The sequence below is a fragment of the Moorena sp. SIO4A5 genome (assembly GCF_010672005.1).
Taxonomy (GTDB): domain Bacteria; phylum Cyanobacteriota; class Cyanobacteriia; order Cyanobacteriales; family Coleofasciculaceae; genus Moorena.
The window spans coordinates 1-25465 of sequence record NZ_JAAHHZ010000046.1 but is presented as its reverse complement, the minus strand read 5'-3'; the positions used below and the strand labels follow the sequence as shown (position 1 = coordinate 25465).

Sequence of the window (25465 nt, the reverse complement as noted above, 5' to 3'; positions counted from 1 at the left end):
CATGAGTCTGTCCAAGATAGCTCAGTTTATCATTGGTTTTATTCTCGGCATTGCCATCTTAACAGGTGCTGCTGTTGGTACAGTATATTACTTCTTTACTAAACTAGCAGCTGAGCCTGAAAAACCTGTCTTTGCTGAGGAGCGACCCAAGACCTCACCATCACCAAAAGCTCAGCCCACCAGTTCATCTGGGGAGTCTAAACCAGCAACTACTCCCAAACCCATTCCTAGTCCTAGTCCTTTACCAAAACTAGAACCGGGTGCTTATCGAGCCAGTGTTACCTGGCCACAGGGGTTGATTCTGAGGGACTCCCCTAGCCTGAACGCTCAACGCATTGGTGGTATTGGCTACAATCAGACCCTGATCATCCTCGGATACAGTGATGATAAGCGATGGCAGAGAGTACGCTTGCCTGGTAGTGACCAAAAAGGTTGGGTTAAAGCAGGTAATGTCAAAAAAATAGACTAATCAATAGATTAATAGTTTGGAGCAACAGTCCACACTTAACAAGTCTGGTTATTGTTAAGAAAATTAGCTAAATATTAATCTTGATTGCGATATTGCCGATCTAGCTTTAACGCCAGAATCCAGAATGATAAGGTTATGAAACTAACTTTTAACACCACCAAAAAAGTTAAATTTCTACCTAACTGAATTTCTGGCTAACAGGTTTATGTACAATAAAAATACAAATAAAGATCTTTTGGGTGCTGCTGTGACTGCTGCTTTGGGTGCAGGGATTGTCACTTCCTTTGCTGTCAGCCAAGGTCAACACCCAATGATTGCTATAGGAATTACTGCTATGGCTGGCTTAGTTGGTGCCTTGTTACATCAGGCTGACTTGGTATAAATAAAAGTCCTATAATAAGTAATTAACAACTTGCTAATTCAGTAGTGGGCTAATTGGAACAAACCACAAGATTCTGATCACCGTTACGAGGAAACCCGTTAGACATCCATCCATTAACAGGATAAGTTATTCTTGCCCACTCGCGCCCTTGGGAGTCCTTAACAAATTGCTCTTGAGGCGGACGGTTGACCAGTGTTACTTCCACTCCATAGGAGACAAGACCCAGTCGGGAAGAGTTAATATCCGGTTGTCTACGGACAGCTATACCATCATTACCTTTATATATAACTTCGCGACAGAGAGATTGTCTTTGATTAGTGCTTACTCTTAATGTCTGCTGACAGAACTTGAGATCTTTAGCTCGGACAAATCCAGGAACGGGGGAGTTGATCGCTATCCAACCATTTTTCCTAACCTTGTTTTCGGCCAGAATAACTTCTTCATCAGGCTCTAAGGTTCTGATTGGTTCGATTGATGGCTGTTTGTAGATAAACATTGACTTAGCAGCTTGGCGGCAGAGAGATTGTGTTTGAGTAGGGCGTACTCCTCCTGTCCCCGGACAGAACTTCAGATCTTGGGCTTGGACAAATCCATTAATGGGGAATTTGATCGCGATCCAACCATCTTTGCTAACCTTGTTTTCGGCCAGAATAACTTGTTCATTAAGGTCTAAGGTTCTAATTGGGTTAGAGGTTGATCGCTGTTTGTAGATAAACATTGACTCAGCAGCGGCGCGACATTCACCCATCAATTCCTGAGCCAGTTGAAATTTCCCTTGAGTCTGGGCTTGGGTTGGTGTTGCCGATGGTATGGTGTTGGCGGAATTGGTGCTGGGAATTACGGTAGCCCTAGCGTCTACTCCCCCTAAACTGCTCAAAACTAAAGCTAGCAGGGGGAAAAACGTACTCCAGTGACGAATAGTGGTCATGAGTTAAAACTATTGCGTTATGGTAAAAGAGGAGAATTGCTCTGTTTTGGTAAGAGTCTTGCTCTATAACTACATGCTTTACTATCGGATTACGTAAAATTTCTGAGATTCTCTTGTCCGAAACATTACCAATGGTCTACTGTGATTTGTTAAACTAACGGTAACAGTTTCCTTGGAAGAATCATGGAGACCCTTGCCTATCTTCATCTTGCCTTAAGCGAAGAAGAACTTGCAGATACTCCTGCGGTTTTGACGGAGTCGAATCAAACATTTTTTCAGTGGCTGAAGGAGTATAAGCTAGTTACTCACCATCGGATTTATTTACTGTTGCTAGTTGCCACACTTAGCATTGTGGGGATGGCAGAAGAAGCCCTAGCCCAAAGGGTGCTGCGGGAAGGTCGTAGGGGAGCCGATGTAACAGAGGTTCAGCGTCGTTTACGAGAACTTGGGTATTTCAATCGGCAACCAACTGGCTATTTTGGTTCAATTACTAAAAATGCTGTGATTCGGTTCCAACGAGACAAGGGGCTTCCTGCTGATGGGGAAGTCGGACCACGAACCAGAGCAACACTCTTTCCATCGCAAACCAGAGTAGCACCATCCCGTAGGAATCTTAATCAATCTGGACTCAGACGAGGGTCTCGTGGATCAGCGGTTACGGAAGTGCAGCGACAGTTAAGAGAACTGAGGTATTTCAATGCCGACCCAACCGGTTACTTTGGTCCAGTTACAGAACAAGCAGTGATTCGATTCCAAACAGACTATGGTCTCAGGGCGGATGGGATTGTGGGATCACAAACTAGAGCAGAACTATCTAATGCATTAGTTACTCAATCACAACCGTTTCGATTCCTGCCTGGGGAGATGCCTCTTCCTCCTGCTGACTTTAGCAGTCAAGAACCGATAGCATTTGGTACTCCTATCCGTAGCAGTGAACTACGACCAGGCGATCGTGGTCCAGAGGTAAAACGGCTTCAGCAAGCGTTGAGATCTCGGGGGTTTAATCCCGGTCCGGTTGATGGGAGATATGGCGAACAAACTGAGGATGCAGTGTTTAAATTTCAGATACGTAATAATAATCTACTTCCAACCGGGATAGCTGATTTACAAACCCTGCAAGCATTGGGATTTATTGATATCAATCCTGAAACTGAGAAGAATCGCTATGTGGTGGTGATCCCGATTCATAATGATAAAGTACTAAATCAGATCAAGCTAAGTAGTGGAATTATATCAGACGATGATATTATATCTGAGGACAATCGAGGCCGTTATTTTAATGCTGGAGCCTTTTCTAGCCGTAGTGAGGCCGAAAGTCTTTCCTATGAATTGCGATCGCAAGGATTTGATGCCCGGGTAGCCTATTTTTAAGTCAGCTCAAGTCCACTAACAAAGAAATAGATCGGGGTGCTCCCTCAGGTATTTAACCTCAGGTATTTATAAATACAATAAATTTTCAATAACTAGAACTCTAGGACAAGGGATAGCTAGGGTGATAGCTAGGATAGGATTGGCAAGAAGCCCACACTTCCCTAATAGGTAAGTTATAGGTAAGTGTGGGAATATGTCACCAAGGGATTAGCTCAAAGCTTCCAGATAATCCCGAACTCGGTTACGGCGCTTGGGTTGCCGCAACTTTTGTAAAGCCTTAGCTTCAATTTGGCGTACCCGCTCCCGAGATAAATCCAAAGCGCGACCAATCTCAGCTAGAGAGTAAGGCTGGTTATCTCCCAAGCCAAACCGCATCCGAATCACATCCCGTTCACGGTTGGTTAGATCGGCTAGGAGTTGCTGTAAATCCCGTTGTAAGGCTTCTCGCATCAACACTTCTTCTGGAGAGGTTTCCTCAGTTTCGAGTAAATCTCCCAGTTCGGTGTCTCGTTCCTTACCAACTTTAATTTCCAAAGAAACAGAGCGAGGTACTCGTAGTAATACTTCTCGTACCTGAGCCGGAGTCATCTCTAATTCCACAGCAATATCATCAATGGTTGCTGTGCGGCCACGTTCCTGGGAAATCTTCCGTTGGGCTTTTTTGATTTTATTGAGCTTTTCAGTAATGTGAACTGGCAGGCGAATAGTACGGCTTTGAGTAGCGATCGCCCTGGTGATTCCTTGACGGATCCACCAGTAAGCATAGGTGCTAAATCGGTAGCCTTTGGTCGGGTCAAATTTCTCAACCGCTCGCTCTAATCCCAGAGTTCCTTCCTGAATTAAGTCTAGAAGTTCCAAGCCACGGTTTTGATACTTTTTCGCTACTGACACTACCAGACGTAGGTTAGCTTTGATCATGTGTTCCTTAGCTTGGAGCCCCTCAGCTTGTACCTGCTCTAGCTCTTTGAATGTCAGTTCGGCTAACTCTGCCCAACGCAGTTTTCCAGCTGACATACTCGGCTTAAGTTGAGAAACGTCAATTCCTGCAGCCGTTGCCCACCGTTCCAAGGAAGGACGGTGACCTAACTGGGACGCTAGACGATCATGGGTTTCAATCAGGTGGACAAAGCGCTCCATGACTTTATCTTCGGATATAGCCGACTTATTGCGCAGCCGTAGTAGTTTCATGTAGCGCTGAACTTTTTGAGCTTCCGAGACTTCCTCATCTCGCCTCAGTAGACGAACCCGACCAATTTCCTGGAGATATAACCGAACTAGGTCGGTGGTGCGACGGGTGCTATTTTTAGTTAAGCTAGCCGCGTCTGCACCCTCAATCTCCACATCAACTAAGTCATCCACTGATCCTTCCCCATCGTCCCTTGGGCCATTAAGCTCAAAGCTATAGGCAGAAGTCTCGTGATCTAATTCTGTGTCGGCATAGAAAGGAGTGGCTGGCATAATGATCTCTCGATTACAACCAGTGACAACACGGAATTGTGTTTGTCACACTTAGTACTAGAATTCCCACCCATGATGACCGGAGAAACAGTTACTAAAATAAATTTTTTCCGGCAAGACTTACCGGTTATCCCTGGTAGCCCTTATTAGTATCCGTAGCTAACGGTTCACCCGATGTCTCCACCCAACCTTGCCCGTAAGGGCTGAAGGTTTATAGATGGCAAAAGGAACGGGATTTCCTGATTTAAGCTATTGATTTGAGCTATTTTAGAAGTAACTCTATAGGTAAATAGAGACCTTGGTCAAAAGCTGTATTAATCTACAGTGGGCATCATGGCGATTCCAGAAATATTCTCGCTAATTCAAGAAAAAATTTTATTTATGGGTATCAGGGACTAAGCAGTAGGCAAGCTACTTGCGGATATCCTCTGCTGGAATGGGTTTGAAGAAACAACGAACTTATGAATAAGTGCATACACATAGTTCAAAATTGCCAAATTATTGCCGAATTACCAGAGTTATGAAATATTATTGCCACCCAGCTATGTGGCCAGATTGGTAATGATATTACAAAACTTTATAAAACCTTACAAAAGATTACAATCTATTGATCCAGTCGCTTCAGCTCAAGCAGTGGCATGTCTCTAAAGATTCTATATTTTCAGGATGCCTAATAGACAACAGCAAAATGTCTCAATTTTTGTCTCAGTTTTTTGTCATAGACAACAGCAAAATGTCGCAGTTTTTTGTCTGAGTTTTCCTGTCTGAGTTTTAAAGCAGGCGAGCTTCCGGAGCAGGAGAGCTTTCGCAGTCAGGGAGCAAGGGTAATATCAAGTCAGGTTGAATACCCATAATTAGAGGGAGGGTGGGGAGATGGGGAGATGGGGAGATGGGGAGATGGGGAGATGGGGATATTTTTATTAAGGGTAATTATCCCGACATGATATAACAACTCAGTCAGGTTCCTTACTCTGGCTTAGTATCTCGTAGCATTAGAGCTTCAACAGCAGCTTGGGGGGTAATCTCCCCTTGGAGCAATCGATGGACTTGATAAGTAATGGGTACTGAAATTCTTTTGAGCTTAGCTCGTTCCATCACAACCTTTGTAGTGTTGACCCCTTCTGCTGTTCCCTCCAAGTTGGCGAGAATATCTGCAAGTTTCTGACCCTGAGCGAGCTGATAACCAACTTGATAATTGCGACTGAGGCTACTACTACAGGTTGCCAGTAAATCTCCTAGTCCCGACAAACCGTAAAATGTTTCTACCTTAGCACCCCAATCTTCACCAATACGGATCATTTCTGTAAGTCCACGGGTTAGTAAAGCTGCTTTGGCATTTGTTCCTAGTTGTAAACCATCACAGGTTCCAGATGCGATCGCCATCACATTTTTCAGGGTACCCCCTAGTTCTACACCGAGGGGGTCTCGATTGGTGTAAACTCTGAAATTTGGCGAAGAAAACGCCTGTTGTAGTATCTGAGTTGCTTTTACATCTGTGCTAGCTACTACTGTAGCGGCTGGGAGTCCTTGTTTAATTTCTTTGGAGAGATTAGGACCTGATAGCACGACTACAGGATTGTTGGGAAATTCAGCTTGCCAGATTTGGGAGGGAGTACGGGTGGTTTGCAAATCTAACCCCTTAGTCGCTGTGACCAATATCACCTCAGGAGATACTGATAACCCCTTTAGCTGTTGCGCTACAGAATTTACCCCCGACATGGAAACAGCAGAAAGGATAATACTGCTAGATTCTATGGCATCTGCTAATTTTGTCTGACTCCGACGGGACCACAAACAAACCTGATGACCGTTTTGAGAGGCTAGGCTATTGAGGGCTGTACCCCAAACACCAGCTCCGATTATAGTTATTTTGGTCATTTGTTATTTGTTATTGCAGTTCTCAATTAGGTGAGGTGCTTTCGCCCTGGGGAGTAGGGAGTAGGGAGTAGGGAGTAGGGGTAAGAACATTGAATTTACCTGATCAGTATAAGAAACGCTTTCTTGGTTAGTTGTTAGTTTCAATTGTTTTGCAACCATGAAAGCGTTCATCGGGGATACCGCTGCATTAATTCTCGAACTTGCTCGGCATGATAGGAACTGCGGGTGAGGGGAGAGGAAACAACTTGCAGGAAACCGAGGGATTCACCATACTCTTTCCAGGTATCAAATTGTTTAGGGGTTATGAATTCAGAAATTTTTAGGTGTTTTTGAGTGGGTTGAAGATACTGACCAATAGTTAAGATGTCGCAGTTTACTTGCCTTAAATCCGCCATGACTTGCCGGACTTCCGCATCAGTTTCTCCTAAACCTACCATTATACCAGATTTGCTGTAAACCGATGGAGCCAAGTTTCGCGTCCGCATCAGTAATTCAAGGGAACGCTGATAATCCCCTTGAGGCCGTACTTTCCGATAGAGTCGGGGTACTGTTTCTGTATTGTGATTGAGGACTTCCGGTTTAGCTTGAAGAATTGTTTCGAGGGCATCCCAGTTCCCGCACAAGTCTGGGATTAAAACCTCAATAGTGGTATGAGGTGAGACCAGGCGAATGGCTTCAATGCACTGTACAAACTGGGAAGCTCCACCATCGGGTAAATCATCCCGGTTGACAGAGGTAATAACTACATGATTTAAACCCATGCGCTGCAAGGCTTCTGCTAGCCGTGTGGGTTCAGTGGAGTCAAGGGCTTTGGGTTTTTTCTCAAAGTCAATATCGCAGTAGGGACAAGCACGGGTACAGGCTGGTCCCATAATTAAAAAGGTGGCAGTACCAGCATTGAAGCACTCTCCGATATTGGGACAAGAGGCTTCTTCACAGACAGTATTGAGATCCAAATCTCTTAAGGTTTCTTTAATATTGCCGACACGCTGCCATTGGGGCGCTTTGACTCGCAACCATTCTGGTTTAACTACCACTCTTGGTTATACTCCAACTATATATATATATAAATTTAAGTTACGTTACTTTAATCTTGATCCTAACAAGCTAGGGGCGGATTGCCCCTAAGGCATGATAAAATAGATGAAATCTTAAATTATGACTTTATCGGGATGTAGCGCAGTTTGGTAGCGCACTTCGTTCGGGACGAAGGGGTCGCAGGTTCAAATCCTGTCATCCCGATTGTACTTGTGCAATAACTTTAAAAGTTAGCAGGTTAGAGGTTAGCAGGTTACAGGTTAGCAGGTTCTTCAACCTTGGCCAAAAGGCCACGCGATCGCGTTCAACCTTCAACCTCTTAAACCTTCAACCTCTTAAACCTTCAACCTCTTAAACCTTCAACCTCTTAAACCTTCAACCTCTTAAACCTCTGAATAAAGTTCCATCACCTTAGTGATAGGCATTCGCGATCGCACCCCCAAAGTTAAAGGGGAAGTATGTCCTTGATTTAAATGGTCAGTTGCGGCACAGCCAATCATTGCGCCATTATCGGTACAAAACTTCAGGGGAGGGAAAATAACTCGCAAATTATGCTCAGTTGCTGCAGCTTGCAACTGTTGTCTCAATCGACTATTAGCAGCCACCCCACCCCCAACCGCAATCGTGTCCAGACCATAGTCGAGAGCACAAGCAATGGTACGCTTGGTAAGCGATCGCACTACGGTTTCCTGAAAGCTGGCAGCAATGTCGGTCACTGGAATTTCTGAGTGTTCCTGCTCGAATTTTTGCACCAACCTTAGCACCGCTGTCTTCAAGCCGCTAAAACTGGAGTCATAGGGATGATAACCACCACTAGCAAGGGAAATCTTACCTTCTGGCAAGGGAAAGGCTTTGGGATTGCCCTCTCGTGCTAACTTATCTATAGCTGGTCCTCCGGGATAGCCTAACTTTAATAATCGTGCTACCTTATCAAAGGCTTCACCGGCAGCATCATCACGGGTTGCGCCCAGTATCTCATAGCTACCACAGGTTTTGACATAAATTAAGCTAGTGTGACCACCAGACACCAACAGACTCAAAAATGGTGGTTCTAGTTCTGGCTCACTGAGATAGGTGGCGTAAATATGACCTTCTAGATGATGGACACCCAGAAACGGCTTGTGGTGGACAATGGCCAGAGTTTTGGCAGCTGTGACCCCCACTAGTAGAGAGCCCACTAAGCCGGGAGCGCAGGTAGCAGCAATGCCGTCAATTGCGCCCCAGTCCAGTTGAGCTGCTTCTAGGGCTTGCGCGATCGCATTATTGATGGTTTCTAGATGGCTACGGGATGCTACCTCTGGCACCACACCGCCATACTGCCGATGCATAGGAATTTGGGAAGTAACGATATTGCTACAACATTTACGATTTTTAACAATCGCCACAGCTGTTTCATCACAACTGGTTTCTATTGCTAAAACACAAGCCATTCACCAATGACCTTTATTGAAACACTACTTTTAGTTAATTAAACTTTACTAGATACACGGCTCAGAGTAAGATTGCCTGAGTGTACAAATAATTTGATCTTTTGGTTTGTACAAAAAACTTTTTGTTTCTTAACAAAAGGAGACACTTTCTATGCGACGATTGTTAGCTTTAATTTTTGCCGTCTCTGTGTGGTTTTGCGCCATCAGCCCAGCCTCTGCTTCTTTGGATCATCTCACCCCTTGTAGTGAGTCTGCTGCATTCCAAGCCCGGAAGGCTGAATTCCTAAACACTACAGCTAACCCCAATTCCGGGGCGAACCGATTTGAGCGGTATTCTCAAGCACTTTGTGGTGATGAGGGATATCCTCACTTGATTGTGGATGGTCGTTTCTCCCATATGGGTGACTTCCTCATTCCTAGCTTACTCTTCCTCTATATCACTGGCTGGATTGGCTGGGCAGGTCGCAGCTATCTACAAGCGATTCAAAAGGGTAAGAACCCAGAAGACAAAGAAGTCATCATTGATGTCCCCTTGGCAGTTAGTAAGATGCTAATGGCTGCCTCATGGCCTTTGTTAGCATTCAAAGAAATCACCACTGGTGAAATGTTTGCTAAAGATGATGAGATTCCTGTCTCACCACGCTAGCAATCATACTTAGACTCGCTCGCGGGAACGCTTTTAGCACTGAAAAGTTAGCTAAAAACTACTGCCGTTCTCGCTAATCAAATTTTCGCGCTTTATAGACAGGGCATTATCTTGATGTGCCAAGATGTCTTGAAATAGTTATCGATTTTAGGAGAATGTTCCATGCAGGATTTAGTTAAGTATTTGTCCCTAGCACCAGTGTTATTGGCTCTTTGGATGACCGTTACGGCTGGAATTTTGATTGAATTTAACCGCTTTTTCCCTGATCTACTTTTCCATCCGTTGTAATTAGGAAGAATGGGTAAAAGATGGAAATAATTCATTCGGTATTGGTAGGTAAGCTAATTAAATATAAGTACCTACTTAGTTCGCTGAATTATTGAAATTTACCCTAAAAAACCTCTTGACAATTTAAAAAAAAAATTCAGAGTGCAGAATCCATAATCCAGAAGTAAGGTGGAATATTTCTGAACTATTTCTGAATTATTAAGTTGCTGAATCCTGAATTTAGCAACTAATAATTCTGCATTCTGAATTGATAATTCAGAATTCGGTTGACTTTTTGTAAAATTGTTTGAAATGGCAAATCTGGCACTGCTGAGTGTATCTGACAAAACTGGACTAATCGACTTTGCCCGTCAGCTAGTAGAAGAATTGGAATTTGATTTAATCAGCAGTGGCGGAACGGCTAAAGCCTTGCAATCAGAAGGTTTGCCGGTAACGAAAGTGTCTGATTACACTGGCTTTCCAGAAATTTTGGGTGGCAGGGTCAAAACCCTACATCCACGAATTCATGGTGGAATTTTGGGAAGGCGAGATTTGCCCGAAGATGTGGCAGAAATGGAGACAAACCAGATTCGTCCCATTGATTTGGTGGTGGTGAATCTCTATCCATTTGAACAGACTGTTGCTAAACCGGACGTGAGTTTAGCAGAAGCAATTGAAACTATCGATATCGGTGGTCCAACACTGCTGAGGGCAGCTGCGAAAAACTATGCTCACTTGACAGTGCTGTGTAATCCCAGTCAGTATCAGGATTACTTAGAGGAGTTGCGCCAGAATGGAAATCAACCATCAATCGAATTCCGTCAGGCTTGCGCTATAGAGGTTTTTGGTCATACCGCTGCCTATGACCATGCGATCGCATCCTACCTGATCGGGTACGAAGATCCAGTGTCCCTACCAAAACGATTTACCTTATCTGGACAACAGCGCCAATCTCTACGCTATGGCGAGAATCCCCATCAACCGGCATCGTGGTATCAATCCGGAACAGTTCCCACAGGTTGGGCTGCAGCCACTAAACTTCAGGGTAAGGAACTCAGTTACAACAACCTGGTGGATTTAGAAGCTGCACGGCGGATCATTAATGAATTTACTGACACTCCAGCCGCAGCAATTCTCAAGCACACCAATCCTTGTGGGGTAGCCTTGGCAGAAACCCTATCGCAAGCCTATCAGAAGGCATTCAATGCTGACTCTATTTCTGCCTTCGGTGGAATCGTGGCATTAAATCAACCCATTGATGCTGCTACAGCTGTGGCGTTAAAGAAAACTTTCTTAGAATGTGTAGTCGCACCAGGGTGTGAACCAGAAGCTCAAGAAATTCTCAGTGCTAAGTCGAAGCTAAGGGTGTTGCTATTACCAGACTTACAGACGGGATCAAAGCAAACTGTGAAAGCTATTGCAGGGGGGTTTCTGGTACAAGCTGCGGATGATGCCATGGATAATCCTGAGAATTGGCAAGTGGTAAGCCAAAAGCAACCTACTCCTGACCAAATGGCAGAATTATTATTTGCTTGGAAGGTGTGTAAGCATGTTAAATCCAATGCCATTGTCGTGACACGCGATCGCACAACTTTAGGTGTGGGTGCCGGTCAAATGAATCGGGTAGGTGCAGTCAATATAGCTTTAGAACAGGCTGGGGAAAATAGCAAAAACGCTATCCTTGCTAGTGATGGATTCTTCCCCTTCGATGACTCAGTGCGGACAGCTGCTAAAGCGGGGATTGAGGCAATTGTGCAACCGGGTGGTAGTTTACGAGATCAAGACTCGATTCAGGCAGCAGATGAACTGGGATTAGTAATGGTGATCACCGGTATGCGCCACTTTTTACATTAGTTATGAGTTTTAGTTATTTTCACATGAGTCATTAGTCATTAGTAAATCTGATCGAAAGCAGTTTCGATCAGATTTACTAATAGATAAAAGGGGGTTAGTAGGTCAGCCCTTAGGGTTTAACTGCAGGATTTTTGGCTACTTAATTGCAAGGCTAACTGACCATAGCGCTTCAGATATCGAGTAGAACACAAATCAACTTTAGGGGCGCACGGTGTGCGCCCTATTGCTTATGGTCGATTACATCAGACCTAGTTGTTGCAGAATTCCGTTACCAGTCAGCAACTCGGTAGCCAAGCCAATGGCGAAACCAAGCATTGCCAAACGGCCATTCCAGGTTTCAGCAAAGTTGGTGAAACCGAACTTAGATTCTTGCTCTTGAGTCATTGTTATAGATCTCCTAGGGTTTTGTTAGCTTCTGTAATATAAGTTAACCTATTTTGGGGATACTTGCAACATTTATTTATATTTTGATAACCAAAATATGGTATATATCGATACGCTTTGCCTGAAGTACGGATAACTGGAGGCGATGGGGAGATAGGGTTGTTCGCGTAGCGTGGCTGAAAGGTCAAGGTTAACCGGTTGTTCGCTTGTGGCGTTCGGTGTAGGGTGGGTTGTTCCCGTAGCGTGGCCTTTTGGCCAAGGTTCTAAGCAGCAACCGGCAACACCTACTAAGCTGATGTGCATTTAAATTAGTTTTTCCCTGTTCCCTGTTCCCTTTGACCAATTTGGGTATCCCAATCTAAATGCTGAACAGCTTAGCAGATGACCTAGACTGACAAAACTCCTCAAACCCTTGATTTTACGTAGGTTGGGTTGAACATAGTGAAACCCAACCTACAAAGCAAGATTTGTCAGTCAACCAGGGGTTAAGGCTTTTGTAATAAGGCTCCACTCTCTAAGGTTTCGTCTCTTCGATGCCCTCTTTATTTGTATTTACCATTGTTTTTTTCTATGGTATAATAAGAGTATGTTGACAATTAACTACACATACAGGATTTACCCAAGTCAAAATCAAGAACAGATCATGAAAGAATGGCTTGAGACTTGTAGACGAGTCTATAACTATTCGCTAAGAGAGTTAAAAGACTGGATTGCAAGCCGTAAATGTCCTGTGGATAGGTGTTCTTTGCAAAGTGAGTACATTATTCCTGCCGATACACCGTTTCCTAGTTATCACCGTCAACAAAATAATCTACCATTAGCCAAGAAAACCAACCCATTTCTAGCTAAAGTGCATTCCCAGGTGTTACAGACAACCGTTAGAAGGTTGCATGATTCATGGGAAGCAATGCGTAAGCGCGGATTTGGTTTTCCAAGATTTAAGAAAAAGGGTCAATACAAGTCGTTTTTATTCCCGCAATTCAAGTCAAATCCAGTAGGAAACGAACATATCAAGCTTCCTAAAATTGGCCTAGTTCCTATTCGACTCCATCGAAAAATTCCTGTTGGATTCCAAGTCAAACAGGTTAGAGTTCTGGCTAAGGCTAGACAAACAGAATGGTATGTTGTGATATCAATTGCAATGGAAGTTGATATCCCAGATCATCCTGCCGTTGGCCGAGCAATAGGGATAGACCTTGGGTTAGAAAAGTTTCTGACAACTTCAGATGGTTTCACAGTTGAGCGTCCTAAGTTTTTCAAGCAACTGCAAGGTAAGCTGAAATTGCTACAACGTAGAGCAGCTAAAAAACAGAAGCGTTCTAACAACTGGGAAAAAGCACAACTGAAGGTGGCCAGATTGCATCACAAGATTGCCAACGCTCGTAAAGACTTCCATCTAAAAACAGCACATTTGCTCTGTGACCAGGCTGAGACAATCTTTGCTGAAGATCTAAACACAATAGGACTGAATCGAGGAATGCTAAGAAAAGACTGCATTGATGCATCTTTTGGTCAATTCTTAGATCTCCTCAAATGGGTAGCTTGGAAGCGTGGGTGTGCGCGACGTGAAAGCGTCAAGTTGAACCAAAGCCTGAAATGGCTTTCTGGAGAGTGCATCCTCCAGCCTGCCGAGATGAGGGGGGAAGAGTAATCGGAACCTGAGTGCAGATTCTCGATAAAGTCCTGTAGAAATACAGGAAGTAGCACCCAAGGTCGGAATCACACCGCCGCAAGTGCTAGCAGGAAGATACCCAATGGTTAACGAAAGTGAACATCTATAAAAGCTTCGTAACGCTTGAACAGTGAAACGTGATTGAAACACTGTAGCCAAAAGGGCACCGAGTTCGATAATAAGTGATTGGGGATTGTGTCCTTCTCAATCTGATGCAACGAAGAACTCCGGAGCAAAGGATGAACCTAAAGGGATATCGAAAACTTCACTTGATGAACACGGTAACCCCTGAAATTTCAACCGCCAATAAATGGCAAAGCGGATTGCAAAAGAAGCCCAGGGTTGACAGGGAGTAGGAGACCTGAAAAAGCAAATGATGTCACGACGAAAGTCAACGGGAAATCATAACCGGACATATAGATTCCTATGAATCATACCGAGAGGTAGCAGACGTCAGGTTGGTCTAATCAGAATGTTCCAAGAATTGAGGAATAGAGACTCACCCCGATGAAAAGTAGAACCAATACTGGTACTGGAGTCTGGGACTGGACTGAGATAGACTGGAAAGTCATCAATAAACAGGTTCTCAAACTTCAAAGAAGAATATTCAGGGCAACCAAAGAAGCTCAACTAAAAGGCAGCGGATGGGATAAGGTGAAAAATCTGATGAAACTAATTATAAATAGCAAGTCAGCATTAGCCTTAGCAATACAGACAGTTACGGTTAAAAACAAAGGAAGGAACACTCCAGGAATAGACGGTTATGTAGCCATCAAAACCAAAGAGAAAAACCGACTAATGAAAAACTGGAACTGGAATGAAGTAAGCCAGGGTAATCGCATTGAATTTGGTATAAATTGTACTTGACAAAAGAAATAAAGAGGATAATCAAACTCGGCCTTGGCAACAATCGAAGCAGTTTTGGAGGATCTTATCAAGTTATCATCAGAGAAATTAAGAGTCCCATTCCCCGTTTACTGATCATGGCAAAAGGCTTTGGCAAGGGCGTTATGACCGACCTTGAAGAACCAGAGGTAGAAATCCTCAGAAAAAGCGTAATCAAACATTTTCAGGATCTCGAAGACCCCAGAGTGGGTTCGAGGAAAGCTCATAGTCTAGTGGCAATTATCACCATAGCCATCTTAGCCATACTCTCAGGGGCAGAAGGATTTGTAGGAATAGAAACCTATGGAAAAGCAAAGCAAGAATGGCTAGAAACATTTGTCGAGATACCCAATGGTATTCCGTCACATGATACCTTCGGAAGAGTATTGTCCCAGCTAGAGCCAGAGGAACTAAACCACAGCTTCCTCGATTGGATCGGCAGCATTACAGAGAAATTAAATCTGGAACTGATTCATGTAGATGGCAAGACAGCAAAAGGCTCCTACGACAGAGAAAGTAAGCTCAAAGCACTACATAGTGTAAGTGCCTGGAGTAGTGAGCATGGGTTAGTGCTGGCACAGCAAAAAGTACAGAGCAAGTCCAATGAAATCACAGCAGTGCCACTACTCCTGAAGTTGGTCAATTTCAAGGGAGCTGTAGTAACCTTGGATGCTATGGGCACTCAACGGGAAATTGCGCAGCAAATCAAACAGGGACAAGGGGATTATGTCCTCGCTCTCAAAGGTAACCACCCTAGGCTCAATCAGCAGGTAAAAACTTGGTTCAAGCAAGCCCAAGCTCAACATTGGCAGGGAATTGACTACAGCTATAATCGAACTACTGAAAGTGGGCATCATCGCCTGGAAACTCGCGAAGTTTGGGCAGTACCAGTAAATCAGTTACCATCTTTGCATCGCCAAAGTCAGTGGCTGGGTTTAACCACGGTGGTGATGGTTTGCACTCACAGGCAATTATGGAATAAAACCACCACAGAGGTTAGATTCTACATCAGTAGCTTGGAAGCGGATGCCCAGTGGCACAATCAGGTGATTCGCTCCCACTGGAGTATTGAAAATAGTTTACATTGGGTTCTCGATGTCACATTTAAGGAAGATGCCAGTCGAGTGCGTCAGGGTCACGGAGCAGAAAACCTAGGTTTGTTGCGCCGTTTAAGTGTTAATTTGCTCAAGCGCGAACCCTCGAAGCAGAGTCTGAAAATGAAGCGTTACAGGGCCGGAATCGACAATAGCTTTCTGATGAAAATTCTGAGTGCGAGTGTAGCTGAGTCCTAGAGTGGTGGGGTTCTAAGGGAAACTCTCTCTATGAATACCTTAGAAGTCAGGAATATTCTTTGATAGCTTAAATCCAATATCCCTGTTGTACTTAGATAGATTTTCTTTGGCTTAAGTGCTCTTCATGGCTTATGATACACTGTCAAGTTTTCACTGTCAAATTTTCGGTCAATTTACAGTGATTTTATCACTTTCTTTCAATGCGATTACCCTGTGAAGTAAGCCCCACCAAGAGAGTCTATATACCTAAATCAAATGGGAAGAAAAGACCCTTAGGAATACCAACCATAAAAGACCGAATAGGTCAAGCCATAATAAAAATGGCATATGAACCAGTATTCGAGGTAAGCTTTGAACCCAATAGTTACGGATTCAGACCTGGAAGAAGCTGTCACGACGCCATCCAAGAAGTGTTCACTGGCCTCAAAAAGGGTAGCTCACACCACTGGGTTCTTGATGCAGATATTAAAGGAGCATTTGACAATATATCTCATGGCTTCATCATGGATAAATTGGAAGGACTACCGAAAAGAAGTCTAATCAAGAAATGGCTAAAATGTGGATACGTGGATAACAGGATATTCCATCCAACCAACTCAGGAACACCCCAAGGCGGAATCATCAGCCCACAAAAGCGCAAATATAGCCCTCGATGGACTCCAAGAAGTCATATCCGAAAAATGTAAGATAGATTACACAACTCGAAGTAGAGGGAAAACCATAAATAAGAAAAAGGAGGTAGATAAATACAGATTTGCTAGATACGCAGATGACTTCGTAATCACCAGCCAAACAAAAGAAAACCTGGAAGAAATAATCCCCAGAGTAGAAAAATGGCTAAGAAAAAGGGGGCTGGAACTCAACAGAGAAAAGACCAAAATCAGAAACATAATAGAAGAAGGTTTTTCCTTCCTGGGGTTCCAGATTCAACAAAGAAAGACAAAAACCCTGAGATTAGATAGCAAGAGGTACAAGAAGAAAGCACGAAAAATGCTTAAAAATCTAAAACCAAATGCTATAAGAATCCCGACCCCAAACGCCAAAATCAGGGAGGAAATATGCTATTCATGTATAATAACACCTGACAAGGAAGAAGTTAAGAGATTCTTAAAGGAAATTCGTAGCATACTCAAGAATGAAGCTAGGGCACTAAATACAGAAGATGTAATCAAAAAGCTAAATCCGAAGATTAGAGGATGGCTAAACTATTACAGATTCGTATGCTCCAAGAAAACATTCAACAATGTAAGGTATAAAATTCTCAATTCCATATACAGGTATCTAAAGAGACAACATCCAAAGAAAGCCTGGAAGTGGATTAAGAGGAAATACTTCAAAACCATTGACAAAGATACCTTGAACTTCTTCACCATATCAAGTGGAAAAAGAAAGAAAGAGGAAATCCTAGTCAACGCAGCCAAAGATGTACCTATTATCAGATTTGAAAAGGTAAAAGGAAACTCATCCCCCTTTGACCCTGACCTAAAAGAATATTGGAAGAAAAGGAAGACTAAATGGGGGAAGTCCAAATTTACCAAAGGTAGCAAATACGAAAAGGTATATATTCACCAAAAAGGGATATGTCCTATTTGCAATCTACCTATCGAACTCGATGATAACTTCGAGGTACATCATACCATACCTATCAAGCGAGGCGGAAACAGTGAAACTAAGAATCTACAGATTCTACATAGTCACTGTCACAAAGCCAAACATAAGAAGCTTCACCAGGATACCTGATTAGGCTTGAGCCGGATGAGTATGAAAGTCTCAAGTCCGGTTCTTAGGGGAGGGAGAGATGGTAACATTTCTCACCTTACCCGACTACTTTAAACGAGTAGACCCCCGTGGAACTAGTCAGACTTGCCCTGAGTGTCAGGCCACAGTGAAGAAAGATTTGAGCGTTAGAGAGCATAAATGTCCTGAATGCGGCTACACAGCCCACAGAGATCATGCAGCTGCTCAGGTGATTAGATGGCGAGGATTGGAATTAGTACCCGTGGACAATTCGGGAAATGGAAACCGCCTGTCAAATAGTCGATCTGTCGGGGGAGAAATCCTAGATAAGTGGCTTTGGGCAGGAATACCCGTTTGTGAAGATGGGAAGCCTACACTATACGCGAAGCGTTAGTGTAGGAGGATGTCACGATCAATCCCAAATCACCCTTTGGTCCTGACCATGAATTTCCCACGTTTCCTGATCCTGCAACTGCTGATGACTACGGTAGTAGCCTGTGCTTCAACCAGCACCTCAACTCAAGCACCTGCTGCACCGATTTTACAAAAGTCCTCGTCTGAGGAATCTCCCCAAATTGCTCAGGCACCTACACAAACAAATGCTTTATTGACAAAAACCCTAATCGATACCAAACCTCTGACACCCCAACCGATTAAAATTACCCTGAAGGATTTACCCCAACCCTTTGCTACTACTAGCGCCTCTCGACCTCCAAATGTGGTAGCAGTGCCATCCAACCCAAGCCTAAAAGTACCAGCGGGTTTCCAAGTGAACGTATTTGCTGATGGATTAGACCGTCCCCGCTGGCTAGCACTTACTCCCACTGGGGATATCTTGGTCACAGAAACTCGGGCAAATCGTATTCGTTTATTGCGCGACAGCAATGGTGATGGAGTTGCTGATGTCAAAAAAACCTTTGCTAGTGCTAGTAATGGGTTAAATATTCCCTTTGGCATGGCCTTTGCTGATCAATACTTCTTCTTGGGCAACACTAATGCTGTACTCCGCTTTCCCTACACAAAAGGTCAAGAGCAACTTACTGGCAAAGGTCAAAAAATTGCTGACCTTCCTGGTGGTGGCTACAACCAGCATTGGACCCGCAATGTGGTAGTATCTCCCAACCTAAACAAAATCTACGTCTCGATTGGTTCACGGTCTAATGTCGATAGGGAACCCCTACCCCGAGCATCGGTACAGGTGATGAACCTGGACGGCTCAAACCAACAGACCTTTGCCTATGGCTTACGTAATCCTGTCGGCCTAGACTTTCACCCAATTACTGGTGAACTTTACACTACTGTCAATGAACGAGATCTGATCGGAGATGACCTAGTTCCTGATTACTTCACCCGTATTCGCCAAGGGGAATTCTATGGTTGGCCCTATGCCTATTTAGCCCCCCATCTGATCGATCCCCGTCAAACCACCAATGGTCAAAGCATTAAACCTGAACTGGTTGCCCAAACCCGAACTCCCGATGTTTTATTCCAATCGCACTCAGCAGCACTAGGATTACAATTTTATGATGGACAGACCTTTCCAGAAAAGTATCGTAACGGTGCCTTTGTAGCGTTTCGTGGCTCTTGGAATCGTAACCGAGGCACCGGTTACAAGGTTGTCTTTGTTCCCTTTAAAACTGATAGACGACCATTAGGCTACTATGAAGATTTTCTGACTGGTTTTCTGATCGATTCCTCAGGACCAACCACCTGGGGACGTCCAGTTGGGTTGCTGGTGCTAAAAGATGGCAGTCTGCTCGTCACAGAAGAAGCCAACAACCGCATTTACCGGATCCAATACCGCAATAGTGACCCGTGAAGTCCCCTCGACTAAGCCAAAGGTGTAATCAGTGCTTCCTTTGTCGTTCCCTATGGCCTTAATGCACCCTTAGTTTTCGTGAACTGTTTGACTTTGCTTAAGTCTAATTCTTCCAATACTATCCAGGGGAAACGCAAGAATCAATAAGGCCGCATTATTATCAACAATATTGATATAAATATGCAATAGTCCTGAGAATTAAGGCTTATTATTGTCATAATCCTTACTCCATATCACATTTTGGCTCAATTTTTCTTGCGCTTACCCTGCAATACTATCTTATTGATTACGACTCGATTACGACAAAAATTTTTTGCCTGGAAATTCATCCCCCACTAACCGGACTTAGTGTAGATTGGGGAATGTTTACCGAATCTTATTAAACCTGGCTTGGTACTAATAACTAATGACTCATAACAAGTCTTTGTAAAGATATTTAGGAAAACTTAATATCAGACAAAAAACAGTAATGTGCCATGCTAAGGTGTTGTTCGGGAAACCAACCTAATCCCTTTCACGTTTATGCAATCGCCAAATTCCCTACGTCGGACAAAGATTGTTGCCACAATTGGCCCTGCGAGCAATAGCCCAGATGTTCTCAAGGCACTAATTCAAGCTGGTGCCACCACTTTACGACTTAACTTTTCCCATGGCACCCACGAAGACCATCAGCGCAATATTCGCCTGATTCGCCAGACGGCCTTTGAACTCAATCAGCCTGTAGCGATCCTGCAAGACTTGCAAGGACCGAAAATTCGCTTGGGGCGGTTTGAAAACGGTTCCATTGTTGTCAACAATGGCGATCGCTTCACCTTAACCAGCAAATCCATGGTTGGTAAACAGGAAATCAGTTCAGTTACCTACGAACCCCTAGCGGACGAAGTGCCTGCGGGAGCCACCATCCTATTAGATGATGGCAAAGTTGAGATGCGGGTAGATGAGGTAGACCGAGAGCAACGAGCCTTGCACTGTACCGTTACCGTCGGTGGACCCCTCTCAAATAACAAGGGAGTTAACTTCCCTGGTGTCTACCTATCCATCAAAGCTCTAACCGATAAAGACCGACGAGATTTAATGTTTGGTTTGGATCAAGGTGTGGATTGGGTAGCACTCTCCTTTGTTCGTAATCCTCAGGACATATTAGAAATCAAAGAACTGATTAACAGTGCTGGCAAGCAGGTACCCGTCGTTGCCAAAATTGAAAAGCATGAAGCCATTGAGCAAATGGAGGCAATTATCTCCCTGTGCGATGGGGTGATGGTTGCTAGGGGTGACTTAGGGGTAGAACTGCCAGCAGAGGATGTACCAATCTTACAAAAGCGACTGATTGCCTCAGCCAATCGACGGGGAATCCCAGTCATCACTGCCACTCAAATGTTGGACAGTATGGTTCACTCACCCCGACCAACTCGTGCAGAGGTTTCTGACGTAGCTAATGCTATCCTTGATGGCACTGATGCAGTCATGCTCTCTAACGAAACAGCTGTTGGTAAATACCCAGTAGAAGCTGTAAAGACCATGGGCACGGTTGCGGTGCGCATTGAGCAAGAACAGATTATCGGTAATGCTCGTGACACCAGCCGTTCCATTCCCAATGCTATATCCCAGGCAGTTGGTCACATTGCGGAGCAGTTAGACGCAGCAGCCATCATGACTCTGACCAAAACTGGTGCTACAGCACGGAATGTTTCTAAATTCCGACCCCAGACTCCCATATTAGCAGTAACACCCCATGTAGATGTGGCTCGACAACTCCAGCTAGTTTGGGGGGTCAGACCTTTGTTAGTCCTGGATTTACCCTCAACTGGTCAGACCTTCCAAGCCGCAATCAGCGTGGCTCAGGAAAAACAGCTTCTAACAGAAAGAGATTTGGTGGTCATGACGGCGGGGACAATCCAAGGTGTGGCTGGGTCAACAGACTTAATTAAAGTAGAGTTAGTCAAAGCAGTTTTGGGTCAGGGAGTTGGTATTGGTCAGGGATCAGTAAGTGGTGTTGCTCGGGTGGCTGACACTGATGGTGATCTACCTAACTTCAACCACGGAGAAATCCTAGTCGCTCCTTCCACCAATGCCAAATTTGTGGAAGTTATTCGCAAGGCAGCAGGAATTATCACTGAGGAAGATAGTATAACTAGCCATGCAGCAGTGATTGGCTTACGCTTGGGTGTGCCAGTAATTGTGGGGGTAAAGAATGCGACCCAATTGATTCGGGATGGGGCAATTTTGACTCTGGACACACAGCGGGGTTTAGTTTATTCTGGTACCCTTGGGGCTAGCCCCACTGACGGGTTACTAATGACTTGAATAAATTATACCCATCACCTATACCCATCACCATTGTGTATTTTGTCTTGGCTATTGCCTGGTTTTTCTGTGTATGCTCAAGGGTCACTTAACTATCAAATGTGTTGTGGTACTATTCGGCTACTAAATTAACCTGGTAGAGTCAATAATTAGAAATTAGTAAGTGGTAAGATTAAGTCCGGTTAATCACTTATAAAATGGTTGATCCTATGCCCATGACTTGTTAATTGTTAATTGTTAATTGTTAATTGTTGATTGACCATTTTCAATTTTCAATTTTCAATTAACTAAAACCCCAGAATGATAAGTAGTCAACCGGACACGATATTACTCATGACCGTCACTGTCCTGCTTTAAGCTTGTAGAGTGATCAAAATTTATCATCAACACATCTTGGTTTTTACATCTTTAGTGCTTCAATTTCAGTGAGTAGGGATTGAGTTTCAAGATGCTTCTGTCTCAGTTTCCCTGCCAAGATACTTTTTTGCTGCTTTAGTTGTTGTTTTTCCATAGTCAGGCATTGATTTTCTGCCCTCTCCAATTCAAGTTGCTTTTCTAAGCATGCTTTATCCCATGCCAATTGTTTGTTTTGTCTTAGGAGTGATTTAACTTCCGTCTTGACTTGGTTTAGCTCCACAATTATTCCTTTGGTTTTCTGTACCATCAACTCCCAGGCTTGATAATCCCAATTTGAAGTTTCTACTCCCCCATCAAGCTCTTCAAGAAAAGCCTGCTTTTCCAGCTCCAGCTGTTCAACCCTCTCTTGGAGTGAGACATTTTTTTTATGCAACCTCCTTAAGGAGTTATTAACTACAATAAACTTATTGATTATCCCGATGATTTGCTGATGACTTTCTTTAAGTTCATAGTCCAGCCACTTGATTTTATCATTAGCCAAATTTAGATCTTGTTCAATGGCTTCATAGTTATTGAAAATAAAAAAAAACAATAAATTAATAAATTTTGGATTTGATGGCTATCTTTGATAGTATTGTTTTTGGTTGGATAATCATAAATTGCCAATAAAAACCAGCTGAATAACCAAAAAATAATACTTGAATTCATGAGACTTTCCTTGTTAAGTGATTACATCAATTTTAGGATCAACTTGACCTAGCACGACAACCGTGTAAATACATAATTGAGCTAACTGAGCTAACTCATTCCAAAACTGATCTTACGAGGAATTTCACCGAAGTCGTGTATTTTGAAAAGCTCATCTTGATCAAACAAAAATTTTTTACTGCTGCCCTTTTAGTAGGGATTGGTTAGTTAGCCCATCAACTAATATCAACTCTGCTTGAATACCCATAATTAAGGAGAGCGTTGGAAGGGTGGGGAGGGTGGGAACCCACCCCTAACCCCTCCCAGGAGGGGAAGATGGGGAGATGGGGAGATGGGAACCCACCCCTAACCCCTCCCAGGAGGGGAAGATGGGGAGATAGGGGAGATTTTTATTAAGGGTAATTATCCTGAAATGATATAGTACCAATTCTTCAAAGTAGGACTACAGATGCAGATGGTCAGATGGTCAGATAGTCAGATCCAATGAATGTGTAGTCGTGTGAGCAGTAATAATTGTAAGAATTGGTATAATTATGTATTCAGTATTCATACCGATACTGTCGGCGCGATGGCTGCGATCGCAACTCCGTCAAACCCAAAGGAAGGCTTGATAAATCAGCTTCCCGCTAATCACGGCTTTTTGTAAAGTTTTGTTTGATTAGCTTGACAAAAATACAAAAAAACTTCAAATTTACAAGATCGACCATCGTGAATTAACAGGGTTAGCTCGGATGCCAGAAACTCAAATTCCAAGGGACGATGTTGAAATTATGTCCATGAAGCTCTAAAGTTTGGCTGGGTCAAGTCTCGGAAGGCAACGGTCATGTGAGGAGAAAAGGAGCGGTTTTTTGAGGTTTGGTGTACAATTCCTAAGGATGTCTCTTGGGTTACCATCAAATGTTGTGGAAACTAAGCAGTTCTGGGGTCTTGAGCAAATTAATATAGATGACACGGGGGACAAAGGCACCAAAGCCGAGGATTAAGGGAAGTGGGGTCAGGCTCTGAAGCCTTATTACCTACCTACAAGATGAGACCTCTTTCGGATAAGATCAGAAAACCCATAAAATCAGTAAGTAGTACTTGAGAGGTTCTAGCTAAAAAGGCTGAGGAATATTTATATGAGCGACATTTTCGAGAAAGTTCAGGGAATCGTTTCAGAACAGTTGGACGTTGAGGCGAGCGAGGTTACCCCAGAAGCCAACTTTGCCAACGATCTGGGCGCTGACTCCCTAGACACAGTTGAACTGGTGATGGCGTTAGAAGAAGCTTTCGACATCGAAATCCCTGATGAAGCGGCGGAAAAGATCGACACTGTTCAAAAGGCTGTGGATTACATTGGGGAAAAAGCAGGAGCAGGAGCAGAAACTCCAGCTTAATCAGCCTGATTTATTACCGCAAGTTCTGCGTTCACGGTCGATAAGCCTAGTTTTAATGGCATGATGACAAACTTTGATAAAAAACGGGTCGTTGTTACAGGTCTCGGTGCAATTACGCCAATAGGCAACACGGTGGCTGAGTACTGGGGAGGGTTGTTAAACGGACGCAATGGTATTGGTTTAATTTCCTTATTTGATGCCTCCAAGCACGCTTGTCGTATTGCTGGTGAGGTTAAGGGCTTTGATCCCCATGACTACATGAAGAGTAAGGAAGCAAAGCGTATGGACCGCTTTGCTCAATTGGCGGTTTCTGCCAGTAAGCAAGCATTAGCTGATGCCCAGTTTGAGATCAATGACCTGAACGCAGAACAGGTCGGTGTAATGATTGGCACTGGTATCGGTGGTCTCAAGGTACTGGAAGACCAGGAAACAGTTCTTATTAAACGTGGACCTGACCGCTGTAGTCCTTTTATGATCCCGATGATGATTGCTAACATGGCAGCTGGTCAGACAGGAATTCATACGGGAGCGAAGGGACCCAATAGTTGCCCAGTTACTGCTTGTGCCGCAGGGTCTAATGCCGTAGGTGATGCGTTTCGCTTAATCCAGCGAGGCTATGCCCAAGCCATGATTTGTGGCGGTGCTGAAGCGGCGGTGACTCCCCTAGCAATGGCGGGTTTTGCATCAGCACGAGCTTTATCTACTCGTAACGATACTCCTGAGTCAGCTTGCTGTCCTTTTGATATCGCTCGCAATGGCTTCGTGATGGGAGAAGGTTCTGGGATTCTGATCCTAGAGGAACTAGAACACGCCCTCAGTCGTGGAGCAAAAATTTATGCCGAAATCGTTGGCTATGCCATGACCTGTGATGCCCATCACATCACATCCCCTGTACCAGGTGGCGAAGGAGCAGCCAGGGCTATAGCACTGACGATGAAGGATGCTGGTTTGACGGCCGAACAGGTTAGCTACATCAATGCCCACGGGACTAGTACAGTTGCCAATGATAAAACTGAAACAGCAGCGATTAAAAAAGCTTTAGGAGACCATGCCTATAAAGTAGCAATTAGCTCCACCAAATCCATGACAGGTCATTTGTTGGGAGGGTCTGGTGGCATTGAAGCAGTGGCTTCAGTGATGGCAATTGCCCATGACCAGATTCCACCAACGATAAATTTGAACAACCCAGACCCTGAATGTGATTTGGATT

General features: G+C 44.0%; 25 protein-coding genes, 1 tRNA gene and 1 pseudogene. 18 read left to right on the top strand and 9 right to left on the bottom strand.

The genetic code is table 11. From position 1 onward, the window contains the following. Position 1: 1 nt before the first annotated feature. Positions 2–469 carry an SH3 domain-containing protein gene (locus F6K57_RS16135; protein WP_293017278.1) on the top strand — a complete coding sequence of 156 codons (468 nt, stop codon included), beginning with the start codon at positions 2–4 and terminating at the stop codon, positions 467–469. Positions 470–674: 205 nt separating this feature from the next. After that, complete coding sequence (locus tag F6K57_RS16130; protein ID WP_009148761.1) at positions 675–851, top strand: hypothetical protein; 177 nt, start codon at positions 675–677, stop codon at positions 849–851. A gap of 49 nt (positions 852–900) precedes the next feature. On the opposite strand, the gene F6K57_RS16125 is transcribed toward F6K57_RS16130, so the two are convergent. Continuing rightward, on the bottom strand, positions 901–1779 hold the full coding sequence (locus tag F6K57_RS16125; protein WP_293069221.1) for an SH3 domain-containing protein: 879 nt from the start codon (positions 1777–1779) through the stop codon (positions 901–903). A 183-nt stretch (positions 1780–1962) separates the two neighbouring features. Here F6K57_RS16125 and F6K57_RS16120 point away from each other — a divergent pair, with 183 nt between their 5' ends. Next, complete coding sequence (locus F6K57_RS16120; protein ID WP_293069219.1) at positions 1963–3150, top strand: peptidoglycan-binding protein; 1188 nt, start codon at positions 1963–1965, stop codon at positions 3148–3150. A 207-nt stretch (positions 3151–3357) separates the two neighbouring features. Here the strand turns inward: F6K57_RS16120 and sigC are convergent, their stop codons facing one another. The 4 genes from sigC to lipA form a co-directional block, all read right to left on the bottom strand. Next, positions 3358–4608, bottom strand: coding sequence for an RNA polymerase sigma factor SigC (sigC, locus tag F6K57_RS16115; protein WP_293017275.1), 1251 nt, complete (start codon positions 4606–4608; stop codon positions 3358–3360). 966 nt (positions 4609–5574) lie between these two features. After that, positions 5575–6486, bottom strand: a complete 912-nt coding sequence (locus tag F6K57_RS16110; protein WP_293017274.1) for an NAD(P)H-dependent glycerol-3-phosphate dehydrogenase — start codon at positions 6484–6486, stop codon at positions 5575–5577. A 3-nt stretch (positions 6487–6489) separates the two neighbouring features. Further along, positions 6490–6645 carry a hypothetical protein gene (locus F6K57_RS16105; RefSeq protein ID WP_158069695.1) on the bottom strand — a complete coding sequence of 52 codons (156 nt, stop codon included), beginning with the start codon at positions 6643–6645 and terminating at the stop codon, positions 6490–6492. A gap of 8 nt (positions 6646–6653) precedes the next feature. After that, positions 6654–7523: a lipoyl synthase gene (lipA, locus tag F6K57_RS16100; RefSeq protein WP_293069216.1), complete on the bottom strand. Its 870-nt coding sequence runs from the start codon at positions 7521–7523 to the stop codon at positions 6654–6656. A gap of 131 nt (positions 7524–7654) precedes the next feature. Here lipA and F6K57_RS16095 point away from each other — a divergent pair. Then, positions 7655–7728: transfer RNA gene (locus F6K57_RS16095), tRNA-Pro, on the top strand. A 179-nt stretch (positions 7729–7907) separates the two neighbouring features. On the opposite strand, the gene tsaD is transcribed toward F6K57_RS16095, so the two are convergent. After that, positions 7908–8954 (bottom strand): tRNA (adenosine(37)-N6)-threonylcarbamoyltransferase complex transferase subunit TsaD, encoded by a 1047-nt coding sequence (gene tsaD, locus F6K57_RS16090; RefSeq protein ID WP_293069214.1) that lies wholly within the window; start codon positions 8952–8954, stop codon positions 7908–7910. Positions 8955–9105: 151 nt separating this feature from the next. On the opposite strand from tsaD, the gene F6K57_RS16085 reads away from it, so the two are divergent. The 3 genes from F6K57_RS16085 (at position 9106) to purH (ending at position 11721) form a co-directional block, all read left to right on the top strand. After that, positions 9106–9600 (top strand): Photosystem I reaction center subunit III, encoded by a 495-nt coding sequence (locus tag F6K57_RS16085; protein WP_075901654.1) that lies wholly within the window; start codon positions 9106–9108, stop codon positions 9598–9600. Positions 9601–9762: 162 nt separating this feature from the next. After that, positions 9763–9888 (top strand): photosystem I reaction center subunit IX, encoded by a 126-nt coding sequence (psaJ, locus tag F6K57_RS16080; RefSeq protein ID WP_071105376.1) that lies wholly within the window; start codon positions 9763–9765, stop codon positions 9886–9888. Between the two features lie 291 nt (positions 9889–10179). Then, positions 10180–11721: a bifunctional phosphoribosylaminoimidazolecarboxamide formyltransferase/IMP cyclohydrolase gene (purH, locus tag F6K57_RS16075; RefSeq protein WP_293069211.1), complete on the top strand. Its 1542-nt coding sequence runs from the start codon at positions 10180–10182 to the stop codon at positions 11719–11721. A gap of 237 nt (positions 11722–11958) precedes the next feature. On the opposite strand, the gene F6K57_RS16070 is transcribed toward purH, so the two are convergent. After that, positions 11959–12105, bottom strand: a complete 147-nt coding sequence (locus F6K57_RS16070) for a chlorophyll a/b-binding protein (RefSeq protein WP_070394076.1) — start codon at positions 12103–12105, stop codon at positions 11959–11961. 72 nt (positions 12106–12177) lie between these two features. Next, positions 12178–12408: a hypothetical protein gene (locus F6K57_RS16065; protein WP_293069209.1), complete on the bottom strand. Its 231-nt coding sequence runs from the start codon at positions 12406–12408 to the stop codon at positions 12178–12180. Positions 12409–12691: 283 nt separating this feature from the next. Between F6K57_RS16065 and F6K57_RS16060 the strand changes: the two genes are divergently transcribed. From F6K57_RS16060 to pyk, 8 genes and pseudogenes are all read left to right on the top strand, one after another. After that, complete coding sequence (locus F6K57_RS16060; RefSeq protein WP_293017267.1) at positions 12692–13756, top strand: transposase; 1065 nt, start codon at positions 12692–12694, stop codon at positions 13754–13756. Between the two features lie 528 nt (positions 13757–14284). Further along, positions 14285–14644, top strand: coding sequence for a reverse transcriptase N-terminal domain-containing protein (locus F6K57_RS16055; RefSeq protein WP_293069207.1), 360 nt, complete (start codon positions 14285–14287; stop codon positions 14642–14644). A 143-nt stretch (positions 14645–14787) separates the two neighbouring features. Beyond that, the gene (locus F6K57_RS16050; protein ID WP_293031099.1) at positions 14788–15954 is read left to right on the top strand and encodes an ISAs1 family transposase; all 1167 of its coding nucleotides are present in this window, start codon (positions 14788–14790) and stop codon (positions 15952–15954) included. A gap of 200 nt (positions 15955–16154) precedes the next feature. Then, a complete protein-coding gene (locus tag F6K57_RS16045) occupies positions 16155–16640 on the top strand; it encodes a reverse transcriptase domain-containing protein (RefSeq protein ID WP_293069205.1) in 486 nt (161 codons plus the stop codon). Further along, the gene (locus F6K57_RS16040) at positions 16525–17694 is read left to right on the top strand and encodes a group II intron maturase-specific domain-containing protein (protein ID WP_293069242.1); all 1170 of its coding nucleotides are present in this window, start codon (positions 16525–16527) and stop codon (positions 17692–17694) included. Before F6K57_RS16045 ends, F6K57_RS16040 begins: the two co-directional genes overlap by 116 nt. 85 nt (positions 17695–17779) lie before the next feature. Beyond that, a pseudogene (locus tag F6K57_RS16035) lies at positions 17780–18085 on the top strand (zinc ribbon domain-containing protein); the annotation flags it as partial. Positions 18086–18133: 48 nt separating this feature from the next. Next, a complete protein-coding gene (locus tag F6K57_RS16030) occupies positions 18134–19510 on the top strand; it encodes a sorbosone dehydrogenase family protein (RefSeq protein WP_293069203.1) in 1377 nt (458 codons plus the stop codon). A 522-nt stretch (positions 19511–20032) separates the two neighbouring features. Further along, positions 20033–21814: a pyruvate kinase gene (gene pyk / locus F6K57_RS16025; protein WP_293017263.1), complete on the top strand. Its 1782-nt coding sequence runs from the start codon at positions 20033–20035 to the stop codon at positions 21812–21814. Between the two features lie 400 nt (positions 21815–22214). On the opposite strand, the gene F6K57_RS16020 is transcribed toward pyk, so the two are convergent. Then, positions 22215–22763 carry a hypothetical protein gene (locus F6K57_RS16020; RefSeq protein ID WP_293017262.1) on the bottom strand — a complete coding sequence of 183 codons (549 nt, stop codon included), beginning with the start codon at positions 22761–22763 and terminating at the stop codon, positions 22215–22217. A gap of 377 nt (positions 22764–23140) precedes the next feature. Here F6K57_RS16020 and F6K57_RS16015 point away from each other — a divergent pair, with 377 nt between their 5' ends. The 3 genes from F6K57_RS16015 to fabF all read left to right on the top strand — a co-directional run. After that, a complete protein-coding gene (locus tag F6K57_RS16015) occupies positions 23141–23275 on the top strand; it encodes a hypothetical protein (RefSeq protein WP_293017261.1) in 135 nt (44 codons plus the stop codon). 722 nt (positions 23276–23997) lie between these two features. Beyond that, complete coding sequence (acpP, locus tag F6K57_RS16010) at positions 23998–24255, top strand: acyl carrier protein (protein ID WP_293017260.1); 258 nt, start codon at positions 23998–24000, stop codon at positions 24253–24255. 63 nt (positions 24256–24318) lie between these two features. Then, a partial coding sequence (fabF, locus tag F6K57_RS16005; RefSeq protein ID WP_293069200.1) for a beta-ketoacyl-ACP synthase II occupies positions 24319–25465 on the top strand: 1147 nt, incomplete at its 3' end.

Coding starts and splice junctions, on each gene's coding strand:
- F6K57_RS16135 (WP_293017278.1), top strand. CDS start 2: ATGAGTCTGTCCAAGATAGCTCAGTTTATCATTGGTTTTATTCTCGGC.
- F6K57_RS16130 (WP_009148761.1), top strand. CDS start 675: ATGTACAATAAAAATACAAATAAAGATCTTTTGGGTGCTGCTGTGACT.
- F6K57_RS16125 (WP_293069221.1), bottom strand. CDS start 1,779: ATGACCACTATTCGTCACTGGAGTACGTTTTTCCCCCTGCTAGCTTTA.
- F6K57_RS16120 (WP_293069219.1), top strand. CDS start 1,963: ATGGAGACCCTTGCCTATCTTCATCTTGCCTTAAGCGAAGAAGAACTT.
- sigC (WP_293017275.1), bottom strand. CDS start 4,608: ATGCCAGCCACTCCTTTCTATGCCGACACAGAATTAGATCACGAGACT.
- F6K57_RS16110 (WP_293017274.1), bottom strand. CDS start 6,486: ATGACCAAAATAACTATAATCGGAGCTGGTGTTTGGGGTACAGCCCTC.
- F6K57_RS16105 (WP_158069695.1), bottom strand. CDS start 6,645: ATGGTTGCAAAACAATTGAAACTAACAACTAACCAAGAAAGCGTTTCT.
- tsaD (WP_293069214.1), bottom strand. CDS start 8,954: ATGGCTTGTGTTTTAGCAATAGAAACCAGTTGTGATGAAACAGCTGTG.
- F6K57_RS16085 (WP_075901654.1), top strand. CDS start 9,106: ATGCGACGATTGTTAGCTTTAATTTTTGCCGTCTCTGTGTGGTTTTGC.
- psaJ (WP_071105376.1), top strand. CDS start 9,763: ATGCAGGATTTAGTTAAGTATTTGTCCCTAGCACCAGTGTTATTGGCT.
- purH (WP_293069211.1), top strand. CDS start 10,180: ATGGCAAATCTGGCACTGCTGAGTGTATCTGACAAAACTGGACTAATC.
- F6K57_RS16070 (WP_070394076.1), bottom strand. CDS start 12,105: ATGACTCAAGAGCAAGAATCTAAGTTCGGTTTCACCAACTTTGCTGAA.
- F6K57_RS16065 (WP_293069209.1), bottom strand. CDS start 12,408: ATGCACATCAGCTTAGTAGGTGTTGCCGGTTGCTGCTTAGAACCTTGG.
- F6K57_RS16060 (WP_293017267.1), top strand. CDS start 12,692: ATGTTGACAATTAACTACACATACAGGATTTACCCAAGTCAAAATCAA.
- F6K57_RS16055 (WP_293069207.1), top strand. CDS start 14,285: ATGAAAAGTAGAACCAATACTGGTACTGGAGTCTGGGACTGGACTGAG.
- F6K57_RS16050 (WP_293031099.1), top strand. CDS start 14,788: ATGACCGACCTTGAAGAACCAGAGGTAGAAATCCTCAGAAAAAGCGTA.
- F6K57_RS16045 (WP_293069205.1), top strand. CDS start 16,155: ATGCGATTACCCTGTGAAGTAAGCCCCACCAAGAGAGTCTATATACCT.
- F6K57_RS16030 (WP_293069203.1), top strand. CDS start 18,134: ATGAATTTCCCACGTTTCCTGATCCTGCAACTGCTGATGACTACGGTA.
- pyk (WP_293017263.1), top strand. CDS start 20,033: ATGCAATCGCCAAATTCCCTACGTCGGACAAAGATTGTTGCCACAATT.
- acpP (WP_293017260.1), top strand. CDS start 23,998: ATGAGCGACATTTTCGAGAAAGTTCAGGGAATCGTTTCAGAACAGTTG.